21 protein-coding genes are annotated in these 19,167 nt (G+C 65.8%); 7 read left to right on the forward strand and 14 right to left on the reverse strand.

Annotated features, from left to right (window positions below; all coding sequences use genetic code 11):
• Positions 1 to 23: 23 nt before the first annotated feature.
• From AC1ROX_RS29755 to AC1ROX_RS29765, 3 genes are all read left to right on the forward strand, one after another.
• Positions 24 to 1,214 carry a glycosyltransferase family 61 protein gene (locus AC1ROX_RS29755; RefSeq protein WP_493132215.1) on the forward strand — a complete coding sequence of 397 codons (1,191 nt, stop codon included), beginning with the start codon at positions 24 to 26 and terminating at the stop codon, positions 1,212 to 1,214.
• A 73-nt stretch (positions 1,215 to 1,287) separates the two neighbouring features.
• Positions 1,288 to 2,130, forward strand: a complete 843-nt coding sequence (locus AC1ROX_RS29760; RefSeq protein ID WP_493132217.1) for an MBL fold metallo-hydrolase — start codon at positions 1,288 to 1,290, stop codon at positions 2,128 to 2,130.
• Positions 2,117 to 2,941 (forward strand): aminoglycoside phosphotransferase family protein, encoded by an 825-nt coding sequence (locus AC1ROX_RS29765; protein ID WP_493132219.1) that lies wholly within the window; start codon positions 2,117 to 2,119, stop codon positions 2,939 to 2,941. Before AC1ROX_RS29760 ends, AC1ROX_RS29765 begins: the two co-directional genes overlap by 14 nt.
• Here AC1ROX_RS29765 and AC1ROX_RS29770 read toward each other — a convergent pair.
• The 3 genes from AC1ROX_RS29770 to AC1ROX_RS29780 all read right to left on the reverse strand — a co-directional run bounded on the left by AC1ROX_RS29770 (position 2,938) and on the right by AC1ROX_RS29780 (position 5,629).
• Positions 2,938 to 3,969: a histone deacetylase family protein gene (locus AC1ROX_RS29770; protein WP_493132221.1), complete on the reverse strand. Its 1,032-nt coding sequence runs from the start codon at positions 3,967 to 3,969 to the stop codon at positions 2,938 to 2,940. The two genes, AC1ROX_RS29765 and AC1ROX_RS29770, sit on opposite strands and share 4 nt — an antisense overlap.
• Positions 3,970 to 3,978: 9 nt before the next feature.
• Positions 3,979 to 5,151: a CaiB/BaiF CoA transferase family protein gene (locus AC1ROX_RS29775; RefSeq protein ID WP_493132223.1), complete on the reverse strand. Its 1,173-nt coding sequence runs from the start codon at positions 5,149 to 5,151 to the stop codon at positions 3,979 to 3,981.
• A 289-nt stretch (positions 5,152 to 5,440) separates the two neighbouring features.
• The gene (locus AC1ROX_RS29780; RefSeq protein WP_493132225.1) at positions 5,441 to 5,629 is read right to left on the reverse strand and encodes a hypothetical protein; all 189 of its coding nucleotides are present in this window, start codon (positions 5,627 to 5,629) and stop codon (positions 5,441 to 5,443) included.
• A 39-nt stretch (positions 5,630 to 5,668) separates the two neighbouring features.
• Between AC1ROX_RS29780 and AC1ROX_RS29785 the strand changes: the two genes are divergently transcribed.
• Both AC1ROX_RS29785 and AC1ROX_RS29790 read left to right on the forward strand, forming a co-directional pair.
• On the forward strand, positions 5,669 to 6,910 hold the full coding sequence (locus AC1ROX_RS29785) for a Zn-dependent hydrolase (protein WP_493132227.1): 1,242 nt from the start codon (positions 5,669 to 5,671) through the stop codon (positions 6,908 to 6,910).
• 126 nt (positions 6,911 to 7,036) lie between these two features.
• Positions 7,037 to 8,200 (forward strand): benzoate/H(+) symporter BenE family transporter, encoded by a 1,164-nt coding sequence (locus AC1ROX_RS29790; RefSeq protein ID WP_493132229.1) that lies wholly within the window; start codon positions 7,037 to 7,039, stop codon positions 8,198 to 8,200.
• Here the strand turns inward: AC1ROX_RS29790 and AC1ROX_RS29795 are convergent.
• Positions 8,181 to 8,735 carry a carboxymuconolactone decarboxylase family protein gene (locus tag AC1ROX_RS29795; RefSeq protein WP_493132231.1) on the reverse strand — a complete coding sequence of 185 codons (555 nt, stop codon included), beginning with the start codon at positions 8,733 to 8,735 and terminating at the stop codon, positions 8,181 to 8,183. The genes AC1ROX_RS29790 and AC1ROX_RS29795 overlap by 20 nt on opposite strands.
• A gap of 86 nt (positions 8,736 to 8,821) precedes the next feature.
• Between AC1ROX_RS29795 and AC1ROX_RS29800 the strand changes: the two genes are divergently transcribed.
• On the forward strand, positions 8,822 to 9,130 hold the full coding sequence (locus tag AC1ROX_RS29800) for a winged helix-turn-helix transcriptional regulator (protein WP_493132234.1): 309 nt from the start codon (positions 8,822 to 8,824) through the stop codon (positions 9,128 to 9,130).
• On the opposite strand, the gene AC1ROX_RS29805 is transcribed toward AC1ROX_RS29800, so the two are convergent.
• The 3 genes from AC1ROX_RS29805 to AC1ROX_RS29815 form a co-directional block, all read right to left on the reverse strand.
• The gene (locus AC1ROX_RS29805) at positions 9,131 to 9,571 is read right to left on the reverse strand and encodes a hypothetical protein (RefSeq protein ID WP_493132236.1); all 441 of its coding nucleotides are present in this window, start codon (positions 9,569 to 9,571) and stop codon (positions 9,131 to 9,133) included.
• Positions 9,568 to 10,752: a sulfite oxidase gene (locus AC1ROX_RS29810; protein WP_493132238.1), complete on the reverse strand. Its 1,185-nt coding sequence runs from the start codon at positions 10,750 to 10,752 to the stop codon at positions 9,568 to 9,570. Before AC1ROX_RS29810 ends, AC1ROX_RS29805 begins: the two co-directional genes overlap by 4 nt.
• Positions 10,753 to 10,838: 86 nt before the next feature.
• Positions 10,839 to 11,021 carry a hypothetical protein gene (locus AC1ROX_RS29815; protein ID WP_493132240.1) on the reverse strand — a complete coding sequence of 61 codons (183 nt, stop codon included), beginning with the start codon at positions 11,019 to 11,021 and terminating at the stop codon, positions 10,839 to 10,841.
• Here AC1ROX_RS29815 and AC1ROX_RS29820 point away from each other — a divergent pair.
• The gene (locus AC1ROX_RS29820; RefSeq protein WP_493132242.1) at positions 11,020 to 12,942 is read left to right on the forward strand and encodes a hypothetical protein; all 1,923 of its coding nucleotides are present in this window, start codon (positions 11,020 to 11,022) and stop codon (positions 12,940 to 12,942) included. The genes AC1ROX_RS29815 and AC1ROX_RS29820 overlap by 2 nt on opposite strands.
• A 3-nt stretch (positions 12,943 to 12,945) precedes the next feature.
• Here the strand turns inward: AC1ROX_RS29820 and AC1ROX_RS29825 are convergent, their stop codons facing one another.
• Genes AC1ROX_RS29825 through AC1ROX_RS29855 form a run of 7 tightly spaced genes read right to left on the reverse strand, consistent with a single transcriptional unit; the run spans position 12,946 to position 19,113 of the window.
• Positions 12,946 to 13,734 carry an ABC transporter permease gene (locus AC1ROX_RS29825; protein ID WP_493132244.1) on the reverse strand — a complete coding sequence of 263 codons (789 nt, stop codon included), beginning with the start codon at positions 13,732 to 13,734 and terminating at the stop codon, positions 12,946 to 12,948.
• 10 nt (positions 13,735 to 13,744) lie between these two features.
• Positions 13,745 to 14,584, reverse strand: a complete 840-nt coding sequence (locus AC1ROX_RS29830; protein WP_493132246.1) for an ABC transporter permease — start codon at positions 14,582 to 14,584, stop codon at positions 13,745 to 13,747.
• A 3-nt stretch (positions 14,585 to 14,587) separates the two neighbouring features.
• Entirely contained in the window at positions 14,588 to 15,586 is a 999-nt protein-coding gene (locus AC1ROX_RS29835) for an ABC transporter ATP-binding protein (protein WP_493132248.1), read from the reverse strand.
• A 1-nt stretch (position 15,587) separates the two neighbouring features.
• On the reverse strand, positions 15,588 to 16,673 hold the full coding sequence (locus AC1ROX_RS29840; protein WP_493132250.1) for a polyamine ABC transporter substrate-binding protein: 1,086 nt from the start codon (positions 16,671 to 16,673) through the stop codon (positions 15,588 to 15,590).
• 16 nt (positions 16,674 to 16,689) lie between these two features.
• Complete coding sequence (locus AC1ROX_RS29845; protein WP_493132252.1) at positions 16,690 to 17,391, reverse strand: ABC transporter ATP-binding protein; 702 nt, start codon at positions 17,389 to 17,391, stop codon at positions 16,690 to 16,692.
• The gene (locus AC1ROX_RS29850; RefSeq protein WP_493132254.1) at positions 17,391 to 18,143 is read right to left on the reverse strand and encodes an ABC transporter ATP-binding protein; all 753 of its coding nucleotides are present in this window, start codon (positions 18,141 to 18,143) and stop codon (positions 17,391 to 17,393) included. Before AC1ROX_RS29850 ends, AC1ROX_RS29845 begins: the two co-directional genes overlap by 1 nt.
• Positions 18,136 to 19,113: a branched-chain amino acid ABC transporter permease gene (locus tag AC1ROX_RS29855; RefSeq protein WP_493132256.1), complete on the reverse strand. Its 978-nt coding sequence runs from the start codon at positions 19,111 to 19,113 to the stop codon at positions 18,136 to 18,138. The genes AC1ROX_RS29850 and AC1ROX_RS29855 overlap by 8 nt, the downstream gene beginning before the upstream one ends.
• Positions 19,114 to 19,167 lie beyond the last annotated feature (54 nt).

Below are 19,167 nucleotides of genomic sequence, written 5' to 3' on the forward strand. Positions count from 1 at the left end.
CAGGACGTCATCGGGGATGTTCGGTGAGCACAGAGAAAGCGCAGACGCCAGATCAGCACACGCTGTCGAAGGACCCACTCCGGGCCGAACGCAGAAAGCGGCGTCTCCTCCGGCGACAGGCGCTCGCCAAAAAACCGGAATTGCCAATAGAGGACCAATCGACTCCCAGGAACTGGACCATTGGTGGACTTACCTATTTCCACAGGCCGCCCAAGGCCCATCTGCCAGTCGTCGAAGCCATCCCCCTGACCGCCGAGTCCATCTCGTCGGCCTTCGTGGCCGGGACTCGCCATCCGACATTGCCGTCCGCGACCCATTATTCCGGCGCCATCTATCGCGACGACCGCAAGATCGTCTCCGAATTCCTCGAGTACGATTCGCTGACCGGTCATCGTGTGCCAAGACGCACCAATCCGCAGGCGGTCGAAACGTCTCGCGTCAAGCAAGCCGCCCGCATCGACCGGACATGCGTCTACATGGGGCCGCTTTCCGTGCATTTCGGGCACTTCCTCTTGGAGTCCCTGCAGCGTGCCTGGTACCTGACGAAGGCCGACCCCACGAGCCTGCTGCTGTTTCACGGCAGGGACGAGCAGGTGAACCTGACGTCTTTCGCTCGCATCATCTTCGCAGCCCTCGACGTCGATCCTGCGCGAATCAGGATCGCCGTGAACGATGTGCGGGTATCGCGGCTGATCCTTCCGACGTCACAGTTCTGGCAGGGGATCAAGGCATCGCCCGGGATGGGCATCGCCTTCGACCATGTCAGGGAGAAGATACTGAAGGGCCGGGCGAGCTTGCCGCCGACACCGGCCAAGATCTACTTCAGCCGGAAGGGCCTCTCATCGGAGAGAGCGTCGGGGCTGCCGCGCGCCATCATCTCCAATGAAGGGGAAGTCGAAGCCCTGTTCCGCAAGCGCGGCTACGAGATACTGCAGCCCGAGACCCTGCCATTCGAGGAGCAGGTCGCCCTCGTTGCAAACGCGACCCACGTCGCGGGTACTTCCGGTTCGGCTTTGCACCTGATGCTGTTCAACGGCAACCCGCGGACCAGGTTCATCGAATTGCGGACCAGACCGGCCGTCAATCAACTCCTGATCAGCGCCATCCGCCCGGCTGCCGCTTTTCACATATGGAGTTTGGCGAAAGCCGGTTCACCCCGGACGGCCATCCTCGACGTGGATGTCATCGATCGGTCCATGAGACAAATCGATTGAGATCGTTGTTCCCCTCAATGATATTGATCACGTCCGATGGCGGGATCGGTGGCGCGCGTCTCATGGAGGCTCCATGACTCTTCGATTGTCCATAGCCGCTTTGTGTGCCGCCGCCCTCGCCCTGCTGGCGGGACCGGCGCTGGCGCGCTGTTCCAAGAACCTGGTCGAGTTCGGCCCGACCCTGCAGGGCCGCGGCGTGCAGATGGCGTCGCTCGACGGGGCGCAGATGGCGGCCGACACGGCGAGCCGCGCCATCATCACTTTCCTCGGCCATGCCAGCTTCGAGATCGACACGCCGCAGGGCGTGCGCGCCATCACCGACTACAACGGGCTGAACGGCTTCGGCCGAAAGCCCGACATCGTGACGATGAACAATGCGCACTCCACGCACTACACCGACACGCCCGAGGACGGCATCGCCTACGTGCTGCGCGGCTGGCCGAGCGAGGCCGGCCAGACCGAGGCCCGCCACGAGGTCTCGCTCAAGGACCTCAAGGTGACCAACCTGCCGACCAATGCGCGCGACTGGGGCGGCGGCTCGGCGCGCATCAACGGCAACTCGATCTTCACCTTCACCATCGGCGATCTCTGCATCGCCCATCTCGGTCACCTGCATCACCGGCTGACCAAGGACCATCTCGACGAACTCGGCCGCATCGACGTGCTGATGGTGCCGATCGACGGCGCCTATACGGTCGGCCTGCCGGTGATGGTTGAGGTCATCCGCCAGGTCCAGCCACGCGTCGTGCTGCCGATGCACTATTGGGGGCGCGGCCAGGTCGCGCGCTTCGAGGAGCTGATGGCCGACCAGGACGCCGTCTTCATCTGGCCCAATAGCCGGACCATCGAAGTCGCGCACGATACATTGCCCGAGAAGCTCACTGTCTATGTCGTCGGCGGGAATGGCGGCGACTGATCCTGCGGATCCGGCGACCTGGCTCGACCGCTGGCATCTCGAAGCCGACGGCGAACCGCTGAAGACCCACAGCAGCCTCCTCTTGCCGGTGCAGCGCAACGGCGTGCCGGCGATGCTGAAGATCGCGCACGAAAAGGAAGAACGCCGCGGGGCTAAGCTGATGGCCTGGTGGAACGGTGATGGCGCGGCCCGCGTGCTGGCCGAGGATGACGGCGTGTTGCTCCTGGAGCGAGCGACCGGACCGCGCTCGCTGGCCGCCATGGCATGGGCGGGCGGCGACAGCGACGACGAGGCGACCCGTATCCTGTGCACAGCGACCCGGCGTCTGCATGACCATCGCGCGCCGCCGCCAGCCGGCCTCGTGTCGCTCGACGAATGGTTCGTGCCGTTGCTGCAAGCTTCGGATCGGGGCGCTCTCCTAAACACAGCACGTGATGTCGCCCGCACTCTCCTGTCGGAGAAGCGCGAGACCGTGGTGCTTCATGGCGACATCCATCATGAGAACGTGCTGGATGCCGGCGCGCGTGGCTGGCTCGTCATCGATCCAAAGGGACTGTTGGGTGAGCGCACTTTCGACTTCGTGAATATCCTGCGCGACCCAGATGAGAAGACTGCACTGATCCCGGGGCGCTTCACACGGCAGATCGATGTCATCGCCGAAGCGGCAGTGCTGGACCGCACGCGGCTGCTGCAATGGACACTCGCCTTCGCCAGCCTGTCGGCGGTCTGGATTCTCGACGATGGCGATAACCCAACCCTCGACCTCGCGGTCGCGGAGCTGGCGACCGCAGCCTTGAAGAGCGGACGCTAGGCGCCGCGTCCCTTCTCGAAGCCGGTGAGGAACTGCACGAGGTTGCGGCCGAGATCGTCACCGAGATAGCCGCCTTCCTGGACCAGCACGGTCGGAAGGCCCATGCGCGCGATCTTTTCGGCCATCGCGTGGAAACCAGGCCCGGTGACCTTGAGGCCCTGCAGCGGATCGCTCTCGCTGGCGTCCAGGCCCAGCGCCACGACCAGCGCTGTCGGCTGGAACTCGCGGATGCGGGCGAGCGCTTTATCGCCGGCTTCGAGCCAGGGCGCGTCCGGCGAGCCGAGCGGCAGCGGCAGATTGAGGTTGAAGCCCTGGCCCTCTCCGGCGCCATGCTCGTGCGCATGCCCCCAGAAGAACGGGTAATAATTGTCGGGATCGGCGTGGATCGAGACGGTGAGCACGTCGTCGCGCTCGTAGAAGATGCCCTGCGTGCCGTTGCCGTGATGCACGTCGACATCGAAGATCGCCACGCGCTCGTGCCGGCCACGCAGGCGTTGCGCGGCGACGGCGGTGTTGTTCAGGAAGCAGAAGCCGCCCGCCATGTCGGCATAGGCGTGATGGCCGGGGGGCCGGCAGAGCGCGTAGGCATGGCGCTCGGTTCCCAGCACCATGTCGGCCACGGTCGCGGCGACCTCGGTGGCGGCGAGGGCGGCCTCCCAGGTGTGCGGGCCGATCGGGCAGGCCATGTCGACCTGATGCCAACCGGCGCGGCCGGCTAGCGCCTTCGGGTAGGAGGCATGGGCGCGCGCCGGATGGACGTTGGGCACGACCTCGGGGCTGGAGCCCGGCAGCTTGGCCCATTCGCGCGCGGCGATCTGCAGGAAGTCGATGTACTCCGGCGTATGCACCGTGGCGGCCGGCGCCGGACCGTATGACCGCGGCGGCAGGATCGTGTGGCCGGAGGCTTTCGCCGCGGCCAGCAGGCGCGTGGCGCGCTCGGGCTGCTCGGCGCTGCGCAGCTTGGTGCCGCGCACGACGAAGTTCTGCGGATCGTGCCGGGCGTGCTTCTCGGAATAGACGATCTTCACGGGAGGACCTCAGGTCGTAGCGATGGCCTTCGCCGACTTCAGCGCGGCGATCTCGTCATCGCTATAGCCGACCTCGCGCATGATCTCGACCGTGTGTTCGCCGATGCCGGGCGACTTCTGCCGCGTCTCGACCGGCGCGGCAGAGAGCTTGATCGGGTTGGCGGCCGATTTCACCGGGCCGATGCCGGGATAGTCGATCTCCAGCACGCTGCCGCGCGCCCTGGCGTGATCGCTCGCCATCACGTCGCTCACCTTGTAGGCGGCGGAGCAGGGCATGCCGGCGGGGATGAGCTTGTCCAGCAGCTCGTCGGCGGTGTGCTCCAGGAAATAGGCCTCGATCATCGATTCGAGGAGAGCGCGATGGGCGACGCGGCCGGCATTGGTCTTGAAGCGCTCGTCGTCCAGCCAGTCCTTCTTGCCCAAGGCGGTGCAGAGCAGGCGCCAGAAGGCGTCGTTGGTGCCGGCGACGAAGACCGGCTGGGTCTTGGTCGGGAAGACGCGCAGCGGGCAGAGGATCGTGTTCGAGGTGCCCATGCGCTCCGGGTTCTCGCCGGTCAGCCCATGGTTGGTGATCCAGTGGCTCATCATGTGCATGCCGACATCGAACAGCGACAGGTCGAGGCGCTGGCCCTTGCCGGTCTTGATCCGGTGCAGCAGGGCGAAGGCGATACCGCCGGCGCAGGCGAGGCCGGTCGAATAATCGATGGGCGCGGTGCCGACGCGGCACATCTCGCCCTGGTAGGGGCCGGTGGCATCCATCAGGCCGATCTCGGCCTGGATGCAGGGATCGTAGCCGGCGCGCGGCGAATAGGGGCCGGTCTGGCCGTAGCCCGAAATCGAGGCATAGATCGTCTGCGGATTGACCTTGGAGACGGTATCCCAACCGAAGCCCAGTTTGTCGATCACGCCCGGTGTGAAGGCCTCCATGAACACGTCGGCCTTCTTCACCAGCCGCATCAGCACGTCCTTGCCGCCCTCGCTGCGTAGATCGAGTGCGAGGCCGCGCTTGTTGCGGTTCATCGACGGCACCCAGGCGCCGCCGAAATGCGGCCGGAAATGCTCGCCGTTCAACGGCTCGACCTTGATCACGTCGGCGCCCATGTCGCCCAGGATCTGGCCGGCCGTGGGACCGGCGATGACCTGCGTGAGGTCGAGAACGAGCGTATCGGAAAGGGGAAGCATGAGGCGGGTATCCATTTTGTCCGGAGGCGGGGGACAGCTTTCTACCTCATCCTTGGAGAGGACCCGAGGGGCGCGTCTCGAAGGATGGAACCGACGGTGCTTTTGCCGGCTTTTTGAGAGGCGGTATTACGTGATGGCACGGCCATCGCACGCCGCCTCAATAGGCGAGTGCTCCGTGTGTGAAATGTTGAAAAAGATCCTTCGCTGCGCTCAGGATGACACCATTGTTGAAATTGGCGCGCTGCGTCGATGCCAAAACAGGTGTCATCCTGAGCGCAGCGAAGGACCCTTAGGTCATGTGCTGTCGCTCATTCTTCAGACGATCTCTAAATCGCTGCAAGGCTTCTACCGCCGGCACCGTGTTGCCCTCGCGGACCTGTTGCTCGCCGAGCTCCAATATTCTGACGAAAGCCCTCGTTTCTGCGTTCGCGGCAGGTTCTGACGAGGCATTGGGTTTTTCGCGTGGCGTATTGGACATGCTAGGTTCCTGCGCCTCCAATTCCAGATCGGATTATACATGACCACCGCCGACCGCCCCAATCTCCGCGTAGATCCAGACCGGCTTTGGTCGAGCCTGATGGAGCTGGGGCAGATCGGTGGCACGGAGAAGGGTGGCGTCTGCCGCATCGCACTGACCGATCTCGACCGGCAGGGGCGCGACCTGTTCGTGCGCTGGGCCAAGGAGGCGGGCTGCACCATCAAGGTCGACCAGCTCGGCAATGTTTTCGCACGCCGCGAGGGGCGCGATCCGGCCCGGCCGCCGGTCATGACCGGCTCTCATCTCGACACGCAGCCGACCGGCGGCAAGTTCGACGGCGCTTATGGCGTGATGGCGGGGCTCGAGGTGCTGCGCGTGCTGCACGATTCCAACTACGTCACCGAGGCGCCGATCGAGGTCGCTGTCTGGACCAACGAGGAAGGCTGCCGTTTCGCGCCGGCCATGGTGGCGTCAGGCGTGTTCGGCGGCGCCTTCACCCTGGAGCATGCGCTCTCGATCAAGGATCGCGATGGCGTCACCTTCGGCGAGGCGCTGAAGCAGATCGGCTATGACGGCAAGGAGCCGGTGGGCGGCCGGCCGGTCGGCGCGTTCTTCGAGGCGCATATCGAGCAGGGGCCGATCCTGGAGCGCGAGAAGAAGACGATCGGTGTCGTCACCGGCGCGCAGGGCCAGCGCTGGTACGAGATCAACTGGACGGGCATGGAGAGCCATGCCGGCACGACGCCGATGGAAGGCCGCCGCGACGCGCTGGTCGGTGCCGCCGAGCTGATCGTCGCCGCGCGCACCATCGGCAACCGGCCGAACGGCCGCTCGACCATCGGCGTGATCGAGAGCCAGCCGCAGGCGCGCAACACCATCCCGGGCCGCGTCTTCATGACGGTCGACTTCCGCCATCCCGACGATGGCGAGCTCACGAAGATGGACGCCGAGATGCGTGCCGCCGCCGCCGACATCGCCAAGCGCCACGGGCTCGAGGTGAAGATCGAGCAGATCTGGTACTTCCCGCCATCGCCCTTCGCCAGGGAGCTGGTCGACGCGGTACGCCGGGGTGCCGAGCAGGCGGGCTATCCGCACATGGACATCGTGAGCGGTGCCGGCCACGACGCCTGTTACGTGAACCGCGTCGCGCCGACGGCCATGGTCTTCGTGCCCTGCAAGGACGGCGTCAGCCACAACGAGATCGAGGATGCCAGCAAGGGCGACATCGGTGCCGGCGCGCAGATCCTGCTGCAGGCGATGGTCGAACGCGCGAATGCCTAGAGTTGGCGCACGAATACCCTTTCTTGTCATTCCGAGCGCAGCGAGGGACCTTTCGCGGCGCCGATTAAAGGTCCCTCGCCTGCGGCTCGGGATGACAATGGTTGCGTATTCGACGGGCGTGCGCCCTTGAAATCGAGCGGACTCATCTCGGTCGCGGCCGCCGCTTTGGTCGCGACGATTGCCGGCGTGGGCGGAACCTTGCCGGTCGTGCTGGCCGCCGCGCAGGCGGTGGGGGCGACGCCCGACCAGGCGAGTTCGTGGGTGTCGGGGCTGGGCCTTGCCACGGCGGCGAGCGCGCTGCTGCTCAGCGTCCGCTATCGCATGCCGATCATTACTGCCTGGTCGACACCGGGCGCCGCGCTGATCGCCTCGACTTCGGGCGTGCCGAGCTTCGCGGCGGCGGTCGGTGCCTTCGTGCTGGCGGCCGTGCTCATTCTCCTGACGGCCGCGATAAAACCGCTCGGACGGCTGATCGGGAAGATCCCCGCCAGCATCGCGGCGGCCATGTTGGCGGGTATCCTGCTGCGCCTCGTGATGGCGATGGTCGAGCATGTGCCGACCTCGCCGCTGCTGGTCCTGCCGCTGGTCGCGCTGTTCCTGGTGGCGCGCGCCTTTTATCCCGCTCTCGCCTCGCTGATCGTGCTGGTGGCCGGTGCGCTGCTGGCCTGGTCGCTGGGTCTAATGAAGCCGCTGCCATCGATCGGTTTCTCGACACTGGTCGTCACCGCGCCTGCGTGGGACGTCGCGACATTGATCGGCCTCGGCGTACCGCTTTATCTCGTGACGATGGCCTCGCAGAACCTACCGGGCTTCGCGGTGCTGCGCGGCTCGGGCTACCAGCCGCCGACCCAGCCGATCCTCGCGGTGACCGGCGCGGCGTCGCTTGGCACGGCGTTCCTCGGCGCGCACACCTCGAACCTCGCGGCTATCTCGGCGGCGCTGTGCACCGGACCCGACGCCCATCCCGATCCGGCGCAGCGTTGGAAGGCGGGACCGTTCTATGCCGTCTTCTGGGGCCTGATCGCGCTGTTCGGCGCCTCGCTGGTCGGTCTGTTCGGCGCGTTGCCGCCGGCGCTGCTCGCCACCGTTGCGGGCACAGCGCTGCTGGGCTCGACGGCCGGCGCTTTGGGCATCGCACTGGCGGGCGACCAGGATCGTCTCGCGGCGGCAGGCACGCTGGCTGTCACCGTCTCGGGCGTCACCCTGATGGGCGTCGGCTCGGCCTTCTGGGGGCTCGTCTTCGGTCTGCTGATCCTCGGGATTGACGGTCTTACGAAGGCGAAGCGCTAGGGAAGCGTACGCCATAGGCTTCGAGCGGCAGGTCGAGGGCGCGGCAGAGGAAGCTGATCGTGTGGTAGTAGCCGGTGAGCGCGATCACCTCGAGGATCTGCGCCTCATCGAAATGAGGCGTGAGGGCGGTCCAGGTTTCGTCGCCGATGGTGCGGCGGTCGACCAGATCGTCGACGGCGGCCAACAGGGCCTGCTCATCCGCCGACCAGCAGGATGCATCGGATGGGCCGTGAACGGTCGCGGAAATCCTGTCCGCGTCGAAGCCGACCTTCTCCGCAAAGAACGCGATGTGGACGCCCCATTCGTATTCCGCGCCCAGCCGCGCCGTCGTGCGGTCGATTACCAGCTCGCGCTGGCGCAATGACAGCGCGCCCTTGTCGAGCAGGCCGCCGGCAAAGATCCGTTCGAAGATGCGGGGATTGCGCGCCATCGTCCGGAACAGGACGAGCGGCGGCACACCCGCGGGCATGATGCGCGCCAGGGCGACGGCGATCTCGGGGGCATAGGGCTCTTCGGCGGGAGCGATGCGGGGCATGGTTTGTATCCTTTCGCGATGCTACATATTCCGTAGCGGACGCGATCGGTCGACGCTACATAAAATGTAGTAACGGAGTGTAATAGATGGTGAAGCGCGTGCGCGGCTCGAAGACCGGCCGGCCGATCATGGCGCTGCTCGACCTGCTGGGCCGGCGCTGGACCCTGCGCATCGTCTGGGAACTGCGCGAGGAGCCGCGTCGCTTCCGCGAACTGCAGGACCTGATCGGCGCCAGCCCGACCATCGTGAACACGCGGCTGGCCGAGCTACGCGAGGCGAAGCTGGTCGAGCTGGACGACGCGACGGGCTACCGGCTCACGGCACTGGGCAACGAGCTGCTGCGGCTGTTCCTGCCGCTGCATGTCTGGTCGGAGAAATGGGCGAAGGCGCTCTGACTATTTCAGGAACGGATTGTCGTTGCCGCGGCCCTTGCGGCGGGGCGGAAACTGCTCGGCGAGATAGTCGAGGATTTCGACGCGTTCCTCGGCCTTGATCGGCGGCATGCGGTGCTTCTCGACCATCAGGTCGAGGGTCGAATCCCACAGCTCGCGCGTCAGGCCCTGCGCCTTGATCAGCGCCACGCCATGGCAGGCCGTGCACGTATAGAACGTCAGCTCGCGGTTCTTGCCCTCGGGCAGGTCCTCGACCTTGTCGTTGTGCGGCGGCGGCTTGCCCTTGTCTGGATCGACGGCGGGCGGAGCCGCCGCCACCTTGGGCGCCGGCGGCACGTAGACATACTTGTCCTTGCGCAGTTCGCCGGCGCGGTCGAAGGCGAGCAGGAGAAACGTCGCCGTCAGGGTGACGACGACGGCATGCGTGATGTTGATCCGGCTCAAGATTCGACGAGCACCCGGATGCGGTTGATCGGGTTGGCGCCGTAGCCCTGCGGGTTCCAGTTGGCGGCCTGGAAGGGCTGCGTCACGCCCTTGCTGTCGGTCGCCTTGGCCCACACCTCGTAGTAGCCGGTGGTTGGCAGGTCGATCGAGGCGCTGAAGTTCTGCCACGCAAACTTGTTGGCCGGTGCATCGACCTTGGCCGGCTTCCAGGTGACGCCGTAGTCGGTCGAGATGTCGACTGTCTTGACCTCGAAGTCGCCGGCCCAGGCGTGGCCGCGCAGGTCGAGCTTGCGCGAGGTGAGCTTGGAGCCGTCGGCCGGGAAGGTGATGACCGAACGGACCGGCATCGATTCCAGGATCGCCATGTCCTTCTCGTTGCCCTTGCTGCCGGGCACGATCGGCGTCTTCGGCACACGGTAGGAGAAGCCGCCCATGCCGGGGCCGTCATGCTCCTTGTCGCGGACCCAGATGCGGTTCAGCCACTTGGTCGAGACCGACGCGGGCCAGCCCGGAATGACCAGGCGCACCGGCGCGCCGTGCACCAGCGGCATGTCCTGGCCGTTCAGCTTGAAGGCGATCAGCGAGTGCTCCTCCATCGCCTTGGCGATCGGCACGCCGCGCGAGATGGTAGGCTTGTCGGTCTCGCCCGCCAGCGTCGGATCGGCGCCATAGCTTCCGATATAGACGGCGGAGGACTTCAGGCCGGCGCTCTTCAGCACGTCAGACAGGCGCACGCCGGTCCACATCGGGCAGCCGGCACCGCCGTTGGTCCACTGGTTGCCGCGCGCATCGGGCGAGAAGAAGGAGCGGCCGTTGCCACCGCATTCCAGCATGAGCTGGTAGGTGACGGCGGGGAACTTGGTCATCAGGTCGCCGACATTGATCTCGATCGGCGTGTTGACCTCGCCGTCGATCTTGATCTTCCACGCCTTGGCGTCGCCCGTGATGTCGGGCACCTGGCCGTTGTTGCGGATAAAGAGCTTGTTGGTCGGCGTGACATTGTCGTCGAGCAGCTCGGCCTGGGTCTCGGCCACGAGCGGCTTGTCGCCCAGGACCGCAAGCTTGGCCTTGCCTTCCATCTCGAGCAGCTTCGGGCCCTTGGCGGCGGCAGCAGGTGTGCCCTGCGCATGAGCCGCGCCAATCGGCAGAGAAGCACCCAGTGAAGCGCCGACAGTGGCCATTCCGACCCCCTTCAGCACATTACGACGCGACGCCTTGGACGTTCCGGAACGAAGCATATTTTCCTCCCTGAGAAGGTTTTCTTAGCTCAAACTTTCCGCCGCGTCAGCCAGCCGAGCCCTGATCGATGCACAGGCCAAATCCCGATGACGAGGGCAGGGATCGACGATTCTTCCGGACCTGATACAACTTCACCTTGTGCAGAGCCGTGATCTTGGGCGATCCAGGATTGCGCCTTGATCGAAAGCCAAAGTCCGAAGGTCAGGTTCATGTCGATTCGTTGCTTCAGGCGGGCTTCGGGTTTTTATGCGGCGCTTCTTGTCATGGGGACGATGTCCACGGCCCTGGCGGCCGATCCGCCCGATCCGACGCTGATTGCGGCCATCGGCGTCGCCGCCAACGACTCCGTCAAGAAGGCAGGGGAATCCGGCGCTGGGAAGCTCTCGTCGCTGAATGATCTGGCAACGGCGCAGCTCAGAATAGGGGACCTGAGCGGGGCCCGGCTCACTCTTGAGGCGGCGAAGTCGGCTAAGCCCGACGGGTATCTTGTCGCCGACATTGCCGTGATGACCGCGCGAGCCGGTGATCTGAGTGGTGCCCTCGAGCTTGTCCAGAAGGCATCGGAAGAGCGTCAGGTACAGGCACTTGGGCAGCTCACGGTCTATTTGATCGAGGCTGACAAGCCTGCAGAGGCGATCGGGATGATCACGCGCCTCGAAGCCTTCTATCTGAAATCCTCTCAGGAAATGGCGGCCTCCGCGCTGGACTCGAAGAAGCAGAGTTTCGCGCGGACTTATCAGGCCGCGCTGAGCGCTATCGGACAAGCCTTTGCGAAAAAGGGCGACATCCGTCAGGCCATGGAAGTGGCGGAGAATCTTTCGGGACGGAAGGCGGGGTTGCTCGGGGAAATTGCCCGGGTACAGCGCCAGTCGGGAAATCAGGATGCGGCCGCCGAGACGGTTCGCCGCGCGACGAAGGAAATCGAGCAACAGTATCCTGACGATCCGGTGCAGCGGGCTCGTAGCGAAGCGCTTATGCTGGCACGTGCTGGGAGCAGCGGCGACGTGCTGCGAGTCATCGAGGCTTTGCCGGAGAAACAGAAGCGCGATCAGCTCTTTTCGGAGCTCGCGAACACTTTCCAGCGGGATGGTGATTTCGTCCACGCGAGGGAAATGGCGGAAGCATCCGAAAGCCCGCGAGCCCTCTATTACCTGGGGGGAGCCCTGCGCCTTGCCGGTGACGAAGCCGCGGCGCGAGAGGCATTCATGGCTGCGCATGAGGCCTTGAACAAGAAGAAGGGCATGGCGCGAATCGACCGTACGATGGAAATCAGCGGGATCGTCGAAGGATTGATTTCGGTGGGGGCATTTTCGCAGGCTGTTTCCCTGTCGCGAGAACTGGACGAGCTCAATCGTCCGTCGCGGATCGTCATGGCGATCAAGGAGGAAACGCGGCGGGGCGATGAGCAGGCACTGCGTCAGACGGTTCCGATCGCTCTCGAAATGGCCAAATCGACCACGCGCGCCAACAAGACCTATCTTCCGGAACTGGCCGGCGCCCTTCTGGCGGCGGGATACCGGAATGAAGCCAGAACGGTGATCGGCCTCGCCGAGCAAAACGCCAGCCGGCTCTCTTTCTGGCAGCGCCTGGATGCCCTGAAGGGGATCAGGGCCGCGCAAGCCGAGTTTGGCGACAAGGAGGGGCTGGAGAAGACGAAGCAGGCCATCCGGCAAGAGATGGTCGTTTTCAAGGAGGAGACCCAGCGTGCCCTGTCGCAAGGCGGTGATGTTGCCAAGATGGCCGAGGCCCTGAAGCTGTTGCAGCAGCGTGAAGAGTCCGATGACCCCAGGATGGGCGAACAGAACCTGAAGCAAGCCGCAGAGTTACTGGGGAAGAATGCGGGGCAGCAGTTCATATCGTTGATGGCGATTGCCGATCGCTATTCTCCCCAACAGGAGACGATGGACGTTCTCGGCGATGAAATTAAGCAGCGCGACTTCGCCTCGGCCCGGAAGACCGCCGGTTCGCTGAAAGGGATGCGCCGGGATGTGGGATTGCGTAACCTCGCGCGCGCTCAGGCCGAGGCCCAGCAGTTCAGGGCGGCCTTCGACACAGCGCTTGAGATCGCCGATGCGCAGCAACGGGCAACCGTTCTGACATCCGTCCTCAACGCGATGCCGAAGGCACCCTGATCCCTATCGCCGCCGCGTCAGCCAGCCGGACAGGATCAATGCAGAGGCGGCGATCGTGACCACGATGGTGGCCAGCACGTTGATCTGCGGATCGACGCCGAGGCGGACGCTGGAATAGACTCGCATCGGCAGGGTTTGCGACTGCGCCCCCGCCACGAACTGGGTCAGAATCAGATCGTCGAGCGAGAGCGTGAAGGCGAGCAGCCAGCCCGAGCCTACGGCCGGCGCGATCAGCGGCAAGGTGATGGTGCGGAAGGTGATCCAGGGCGTGGCGCCGAGATCCATCGCGGCCTCCTCCAGCGCGCGGTCGAAATCGGTGAGGCGCGCCTGCACGACGATGGCCACGAAGGCGATCGAGAAGGTCGTGTGGGCGATGGCGATGGTGAGGAAGCCGCGGTCCGGCCCGCCGAAGAGCTGTTCGGAGCCGACGAACAGAAGCAGCATCGAAATGCCCATGACGACCTCGGGCATGACCATGGGCGCCACGATCAGGCTTCCGAACAGCGTGCGTCCCGGGAAGCGCGGCGCCCGCACCAGCGCGTATCCGGCGGCGAGACCGAGCAGCGCCGCGCCGGTCGCGCTTACCAGCGCGATGCGCAGGGACAGCCAGGCGGCTTCCAGCATCGCCTCGTTGGCGAACAGCGCATGCCACCATTTCAGGGAGAATCCCGACCAGACGGTGACGAGGCGCGATTCGTTGAACGAGTAGACGATCACCAGCGCGATCGGCAGGTAGAGGAAGGCATAGCCGAAGGCCAGCATGCCGAAGGCGAAGCGGGCGCGGCCCGTCATGCCAAGGCCCTCATGAGCGCTTTTCCAGGCTGCGCGCCTGGTTGCGCTGGAAGAGCGCGATCGGGCCGACCAGCAGCACCAGCAGGCAGACCGCGACCGCGGAAGCGAGCGGCCAGTCGCCATTGGTGAAGAACTCGTCCCACAGGACCTTGCCGATCATCAGCGTGTCGGTGCCGCCCAGCAGGTCGGGGATCACGAACTCGCCAACCGCCGGGATGAAAACCAGCAGGCAGCCGGCGACGATGCCGGGGAGCGACAGCGGCAGCGTGACCGTGAGGAAGGCCGCGAAGGGCCGCGCGCCGAGATCGGCCGCCGCTTCCAGCAGGCTCCCGTCCAGTTTCTCCAGGGTGGCGTAGAGCGGTAGCACCATGAACGGCAGGTAGGCGTAGACGATGCCGAGATGCACCGCCCATTCGGTGCCGAGGATCGTGCCGGGGTTCGAGGCGAGGCCGGTCCAGCGCAGGAACTGCCCGATCAACCCGTTGTCGGCCAGCAAGCCCATCCAGGCATAGATGCGGATCAGGAACGAGGTCCAGAAGGGCAGCACGACCAGCATCAGCAGCAGCGGCCGCCGGTTGGGTGCTGCACGCGCGATGGCGTAGGCCATGGGATAGCCCAGCAGCAGGGTCACCAGGGTCGAGGTCGCGGCGATCCTGATCGAGGAGAGCCAGGCCGCGAGATAGAGATCGTCGGAGAAGAGGAGGGCAAAGCTCTTGAAGCTCAAGCCCAGCTCGACCGGCGGGACGGAGTCGGGGGCGTTGGTGCCGAGCGCGATCGCCAGCACCAGCAGGCAGGGCAGCAGGAAGAACAGGCCGAGCCACAGGAACGGCAGGCCGATGACGAAGCGCATCGCCTAGGTCTCCAGCCGCTGGCCGGCCTCGTAGGCCCAGCCCAGCCAGACCGGTTGGCCACGCGCAAAGGTCTCGCCGGCGGCGCGGCTGATGTTGGTCGTCGACACGATCATGGTGCCATGGGCTTCGGTGGCGACGTGATGGAGCGAGCGGTCGCCCTCATAGGCGACGTCGATGATCTTGCCGGCCACAGCCTGCGGCAGGTCGGGCCGCGCGGCCGAGAGCGCGATCTTCTCCGGCCGTAGTGCCATCCAGCCGCCATCGGGCAGGGCGACGATGTTGGCGATGCCGATGAAGTCGGCCACGAAACGCGAGGCTGGGTGCTCGTAGACTTCGTGCGGCGTGCCGATCTGCGCGATGCGGCCGGCGTTCATGACGGCGAGCCGCGTCGCCATCGACATGGCCTCCTCCTGGTCGTGAGTCACCATGACGAAGGTGAGTCCGAGCTGTTCCTGCAGGCGCACCATCTCGAAGCGCGTGCTCTCACGCAGCTTGCGATCGAGTGCGGCCAGCGGCTCGTCGAGCAGCAGGAGCTTGGGCCGCTTCACCAGCGCCCGTGCGAGCGCCACCCTCTGGCGCTGGCCGCCGGAGAGCTGCGAGGGCTTGCGCTTCGCGTGATCCTCGAGGTGCACGAGCTTCAGGATCTCCGCGACGCGCGCGGCGATGTCGGGCGCCTTCACCCCGTCGCGGCGCAGCCCGTAGCCCACGTTCGCCGCCACATTCATGTGCGGGAACAGGGCGTAGGACTGGAACATCATGTTCACCGGCCGCCGGTAGGGCGGCACGTCGGTCATGTCCTGGCCGTCGATGAACAGGCGGCCCTCGTCGGGCGTCTCGAACCCCGCCAGCATGCGCAACAGGGTGGTCTTGCCGCAGCCCGAGCCGCCCAGCAGCGCGAACAGCTCGCCGCGCGCGATCTCCAGGTCGACCTTGTCGACGGCGACGATTGGCCCGAAGCGCTTGGTCAGTCCCTCGATGCGGACGATCGGTCCTGTATTCAACTCAGCGACCCGTCTTCACCGAGGTCCACAGCCGCGTGCGATCGCGCGTCTGCTCGGCCGTGCCGGCGGTGATGGTGTAGAACTTGGCGCGCACGTCGGCCGGCGGATAGATCAGCGGGTTCTCCGAGATATCCTTGGGCAGCAGCGCGAAAGCGGCCTTGTTGCCGTTGGCGTAACCCGTGAGTTCCGTCGACGCGGCGGCGACCTTGGGTTCCAGCATGAAGTCGAGGAAGCGGTAGGCGTTGGCCTGGTTGGGCGCATCCTTGGGGATGGCGACGACGTCGATCCACAGCATCGCGCCTTCCTTGGGGATCGCATATTCGATGTCGACCTTGCTGGCGGCCTTGGCGCCGCGGTCGCGCGCCTGGAAGATGTCGCCGGAGAAGCCGAAGGCGAGGCAGATGTTACCGCCGGCCAGGCCGTTGATGTACTCCGACGAATGGAACTTGCGCACGTAGGGCCGCACGGCCTTTATGACGTCGGCCGCCTTGGCGAGGTCTTCCGGCTTCTTCGAATCGGGATCGAGGCCGAGATACTTGAGCGCGGCCGGCAGCATGTCGGTGGCGCTGTCGAGCAGCATGACGCCGCAATCCTGGAACTTCGACACGACCGCGGGATCGAAGACCATGCGCAGCGAATCGACCGGGGCGTCCGGCAGGCGCTTCCTGATCTCCGCCACGTTGTATCCGATGCCGATCGTACCCCACATCCAGGGGACGGCATGCGCATTGCCGGGATCGTAGGTCGCCAGCGCCGTCATGATCTCGGGATCGAGGTTCTTCCAGTTCTTCAGCTTCGATCTGTCGAGCGGGAGGAAGATGTTGGCCTGCAGCTGGCGCACGAAGAAGGGCGAGGCCGTCGGCACGACAATGTCGTAGCCCGACTTGCCGGTGCGCAGCTTGGCGTCGAGGATCTCGTTGCTGTCATAGGTCGTGTAGTTGACCTTGATGCCGGTATCCTTGCTGAAATCCTTGAGCTGGTCCTCGGCGATATAGTCCGACCAATTGTAGACGTTCACCTGGCCCTGGGCGAAGGCCGGCAGGGCGATGGCAGAGGCGAGCAAAGAGGCAACGGCAAGCAGACGCATCGGCAACTCCGCGGGATCAGACGCCAAGATACCTGTGCTGCAGGTCCTTGTCCCCGGCCAGCGCCTGGGACGAACCGGCCCACACGACGCGGCCTTTCTCGACGATGTGGTGGCGGTCGGCGAGCGGAATCAGGGCCGACACGTTCTTGTCGATGACGAGGATGGCCTGGCCCTCGCTCTTCAGCCGGCCGAGGCAGGACCAGATCTCCTGCCGAATCAGCGGCGCCAGCCCCTCGGTCGCCTCGTCGAGGATCAGCAGCTTCGGGTTGGTCATCAGCGCACGGCCGATCGCCAGCATCTGCTGCTCGCCGCCGGAGAGCTGGTTGCCCATGTTGCGCTGGCGCTCGGCCAGCCGCGGGAAGAACTCGAAGACACGCGCGATAGTCCACGGGCTCGGCCGGGCGGTACGGTTGGCGCTGGCGGCCACGAGGTTCTCGCGCACCGAGAGGTTTGGGAAGATCTGCCTTCCCTCCGGTACCAGTCCGAAGCCGAGCCGGGCGATGCGGAAGGCGGGCAGTCCATCGACCCGGCTGCCCTCGAACTCGACCGTGCCGCGGCGCGCCGGCATCAGGCCCATGATCGTGTGCACGGTCGTGGTCTTGCCCATGCCGTTGCGGCCCATCAGGGTCACGACCTGACCGGCGTCGACGGCGAGTTCCATGCCGAACAGCGCCTGGCTGGGACCGTAGAAGGCGTCGAGCTCGCGGACCCGCAGCATCAGAGTGCCTCCTCGCCGAGATAGGCCTGGCGAACCTCTGCATTGGCGCGGATCTCGTCGGGCGTGCCGCTGGCGATGGCGCGACCATAGACCAGCACGGTGATACGGTCGGCGAGCTGGAACACGGCATCCATGTCGTGCTCGATCAGCAGCATGGCGTGCTTCTGCTTCAGCGCCCGCAGGAAGCCGATCAGGCGCTGGCTCTCCTCCACGCCCATGCCGGCCATCGGCTCGTCGAGCAGGAGCAGGCGCGGATCGCCGGCCAGCGCCATGGCGATCTCGAGCTGGCGCTGTTCGCCGTGGCTGAGGGCGGAGGCAAGCGTGCCGGCGCGCTCGCCGAGGCCGACTTCCTCGAGGAGACGGCGCGCGGGACCGCGCAGGCTCTCGTCGCGGCTTGCGTCTGCCAGGAAGCGGAAGGAATGGCCGGCATGGCCTTGCACGGCCAGCGCCACGTTCTCCAGTGCGGTGAACTCGCGCAGCACCGAGGTGATCTGGAAGGAGCGGCCGAGGCCCAGCCGCACGCGCGCATGCGTCGGCACGCGCGTGACGTTGCAGCCGGCGAAGTGGATGGTGCCGGAATCGGGGGCGACGACGCCGGTGAGCTGGTGGACCAGCGTGGTCTTGCCCGCACCGTTCGGGCCGATCAGCGCATGGATCTCGCCCGGCCGCACGTCGATCGACACGTTGTCGGTGGCGAGCAGGCCGCCATAGCGCTTCACGAGGCGCTCGGTGCGGAGCAGGGGGTCAGTCATGACGGCGTCCCAGCAGCGAGTCGATGCCGCCGCGCGCGTACAGCGCGATCAGGACCAGCAGCGGGCCGAAGACGATCATCCAGTATTCGCCCCAGCCCTTGTGGACGAGGTTGAGGACCGGCGGCAGCGCTTCCTCCAGCACGAAGAAGGCGATGGTGCCGTAGAGCGGGCCGAACAGGGTGCCCATGCCGCCCAGCACGATGATGACGATGAGGTCACCCGACTTCATCCACGACATCATGGCGGGCGAGATATAGGCGCCTTCGTTGGCCAGCAGGATGCCCGAGAGGCTGCCCAGCGCGCCGGAGATCGTGAAGGCGGCCAGCCGGTAGCGGAACACCGGGAAGCCGAGTGCCGTCATGCGCAGCTCGTTGGACTTGGCGCCGCGGATCACCAGGCCGAAGCGGGAATTGGCGTAGCGGCCGCAGAACCACAGGCTGGCGCAGAGCAGCGCGAGGCACAGCCAGTAGAAGCTCGCCTTGTCGCGCAGGTCGATCAGGCCGGGGAAGCGGCTGCGGCTGATGTTGAGCCCGTCGTCGCCGCCATAGGCTTCGAGGCCGCTGCCCACGTAATAGACGAGCTGCGCGAAGGCGAGCGTGATCATGATGAAGTAGAGGCCGCGCGTGCGGAGCGACAACGCGCCGATCAGCGCCGCCCAGGCCGTGGCCGCGAGCAGCGCGATCGGCCACTGGATCCAGCCGCTGGAGATGCCATGCGCCGACAGGATGCCGACCGCATAGCCACCGATGCCGAAGAACATCGCGTGGCCGAAGCTCACCAGCCCGCCATAGCCCAGGATCATGTTGAGGCTGACCGCGGCGATCGACCAGATGACGATGCGCGTGCCGATCGACAGGAGATAGCGCTGGTCGAAGGCCTGGGTGAGCAGCGGCAGGACCGCCAGCACCAGCAGGATCAGCGCCGTCGCGATCCCGCGCGGCGTTCGGAGGGAAGAGATCAGGTCTCTCATTGGAGCGCGCCACTCCAGTGGCGCTCATGAAAGATTGCGCCACTGGAGTGGCGC

The sequence above is a fragment of the Reyranella sp. GW821-FHT14A01 genome (assembly GCF_058803965.1).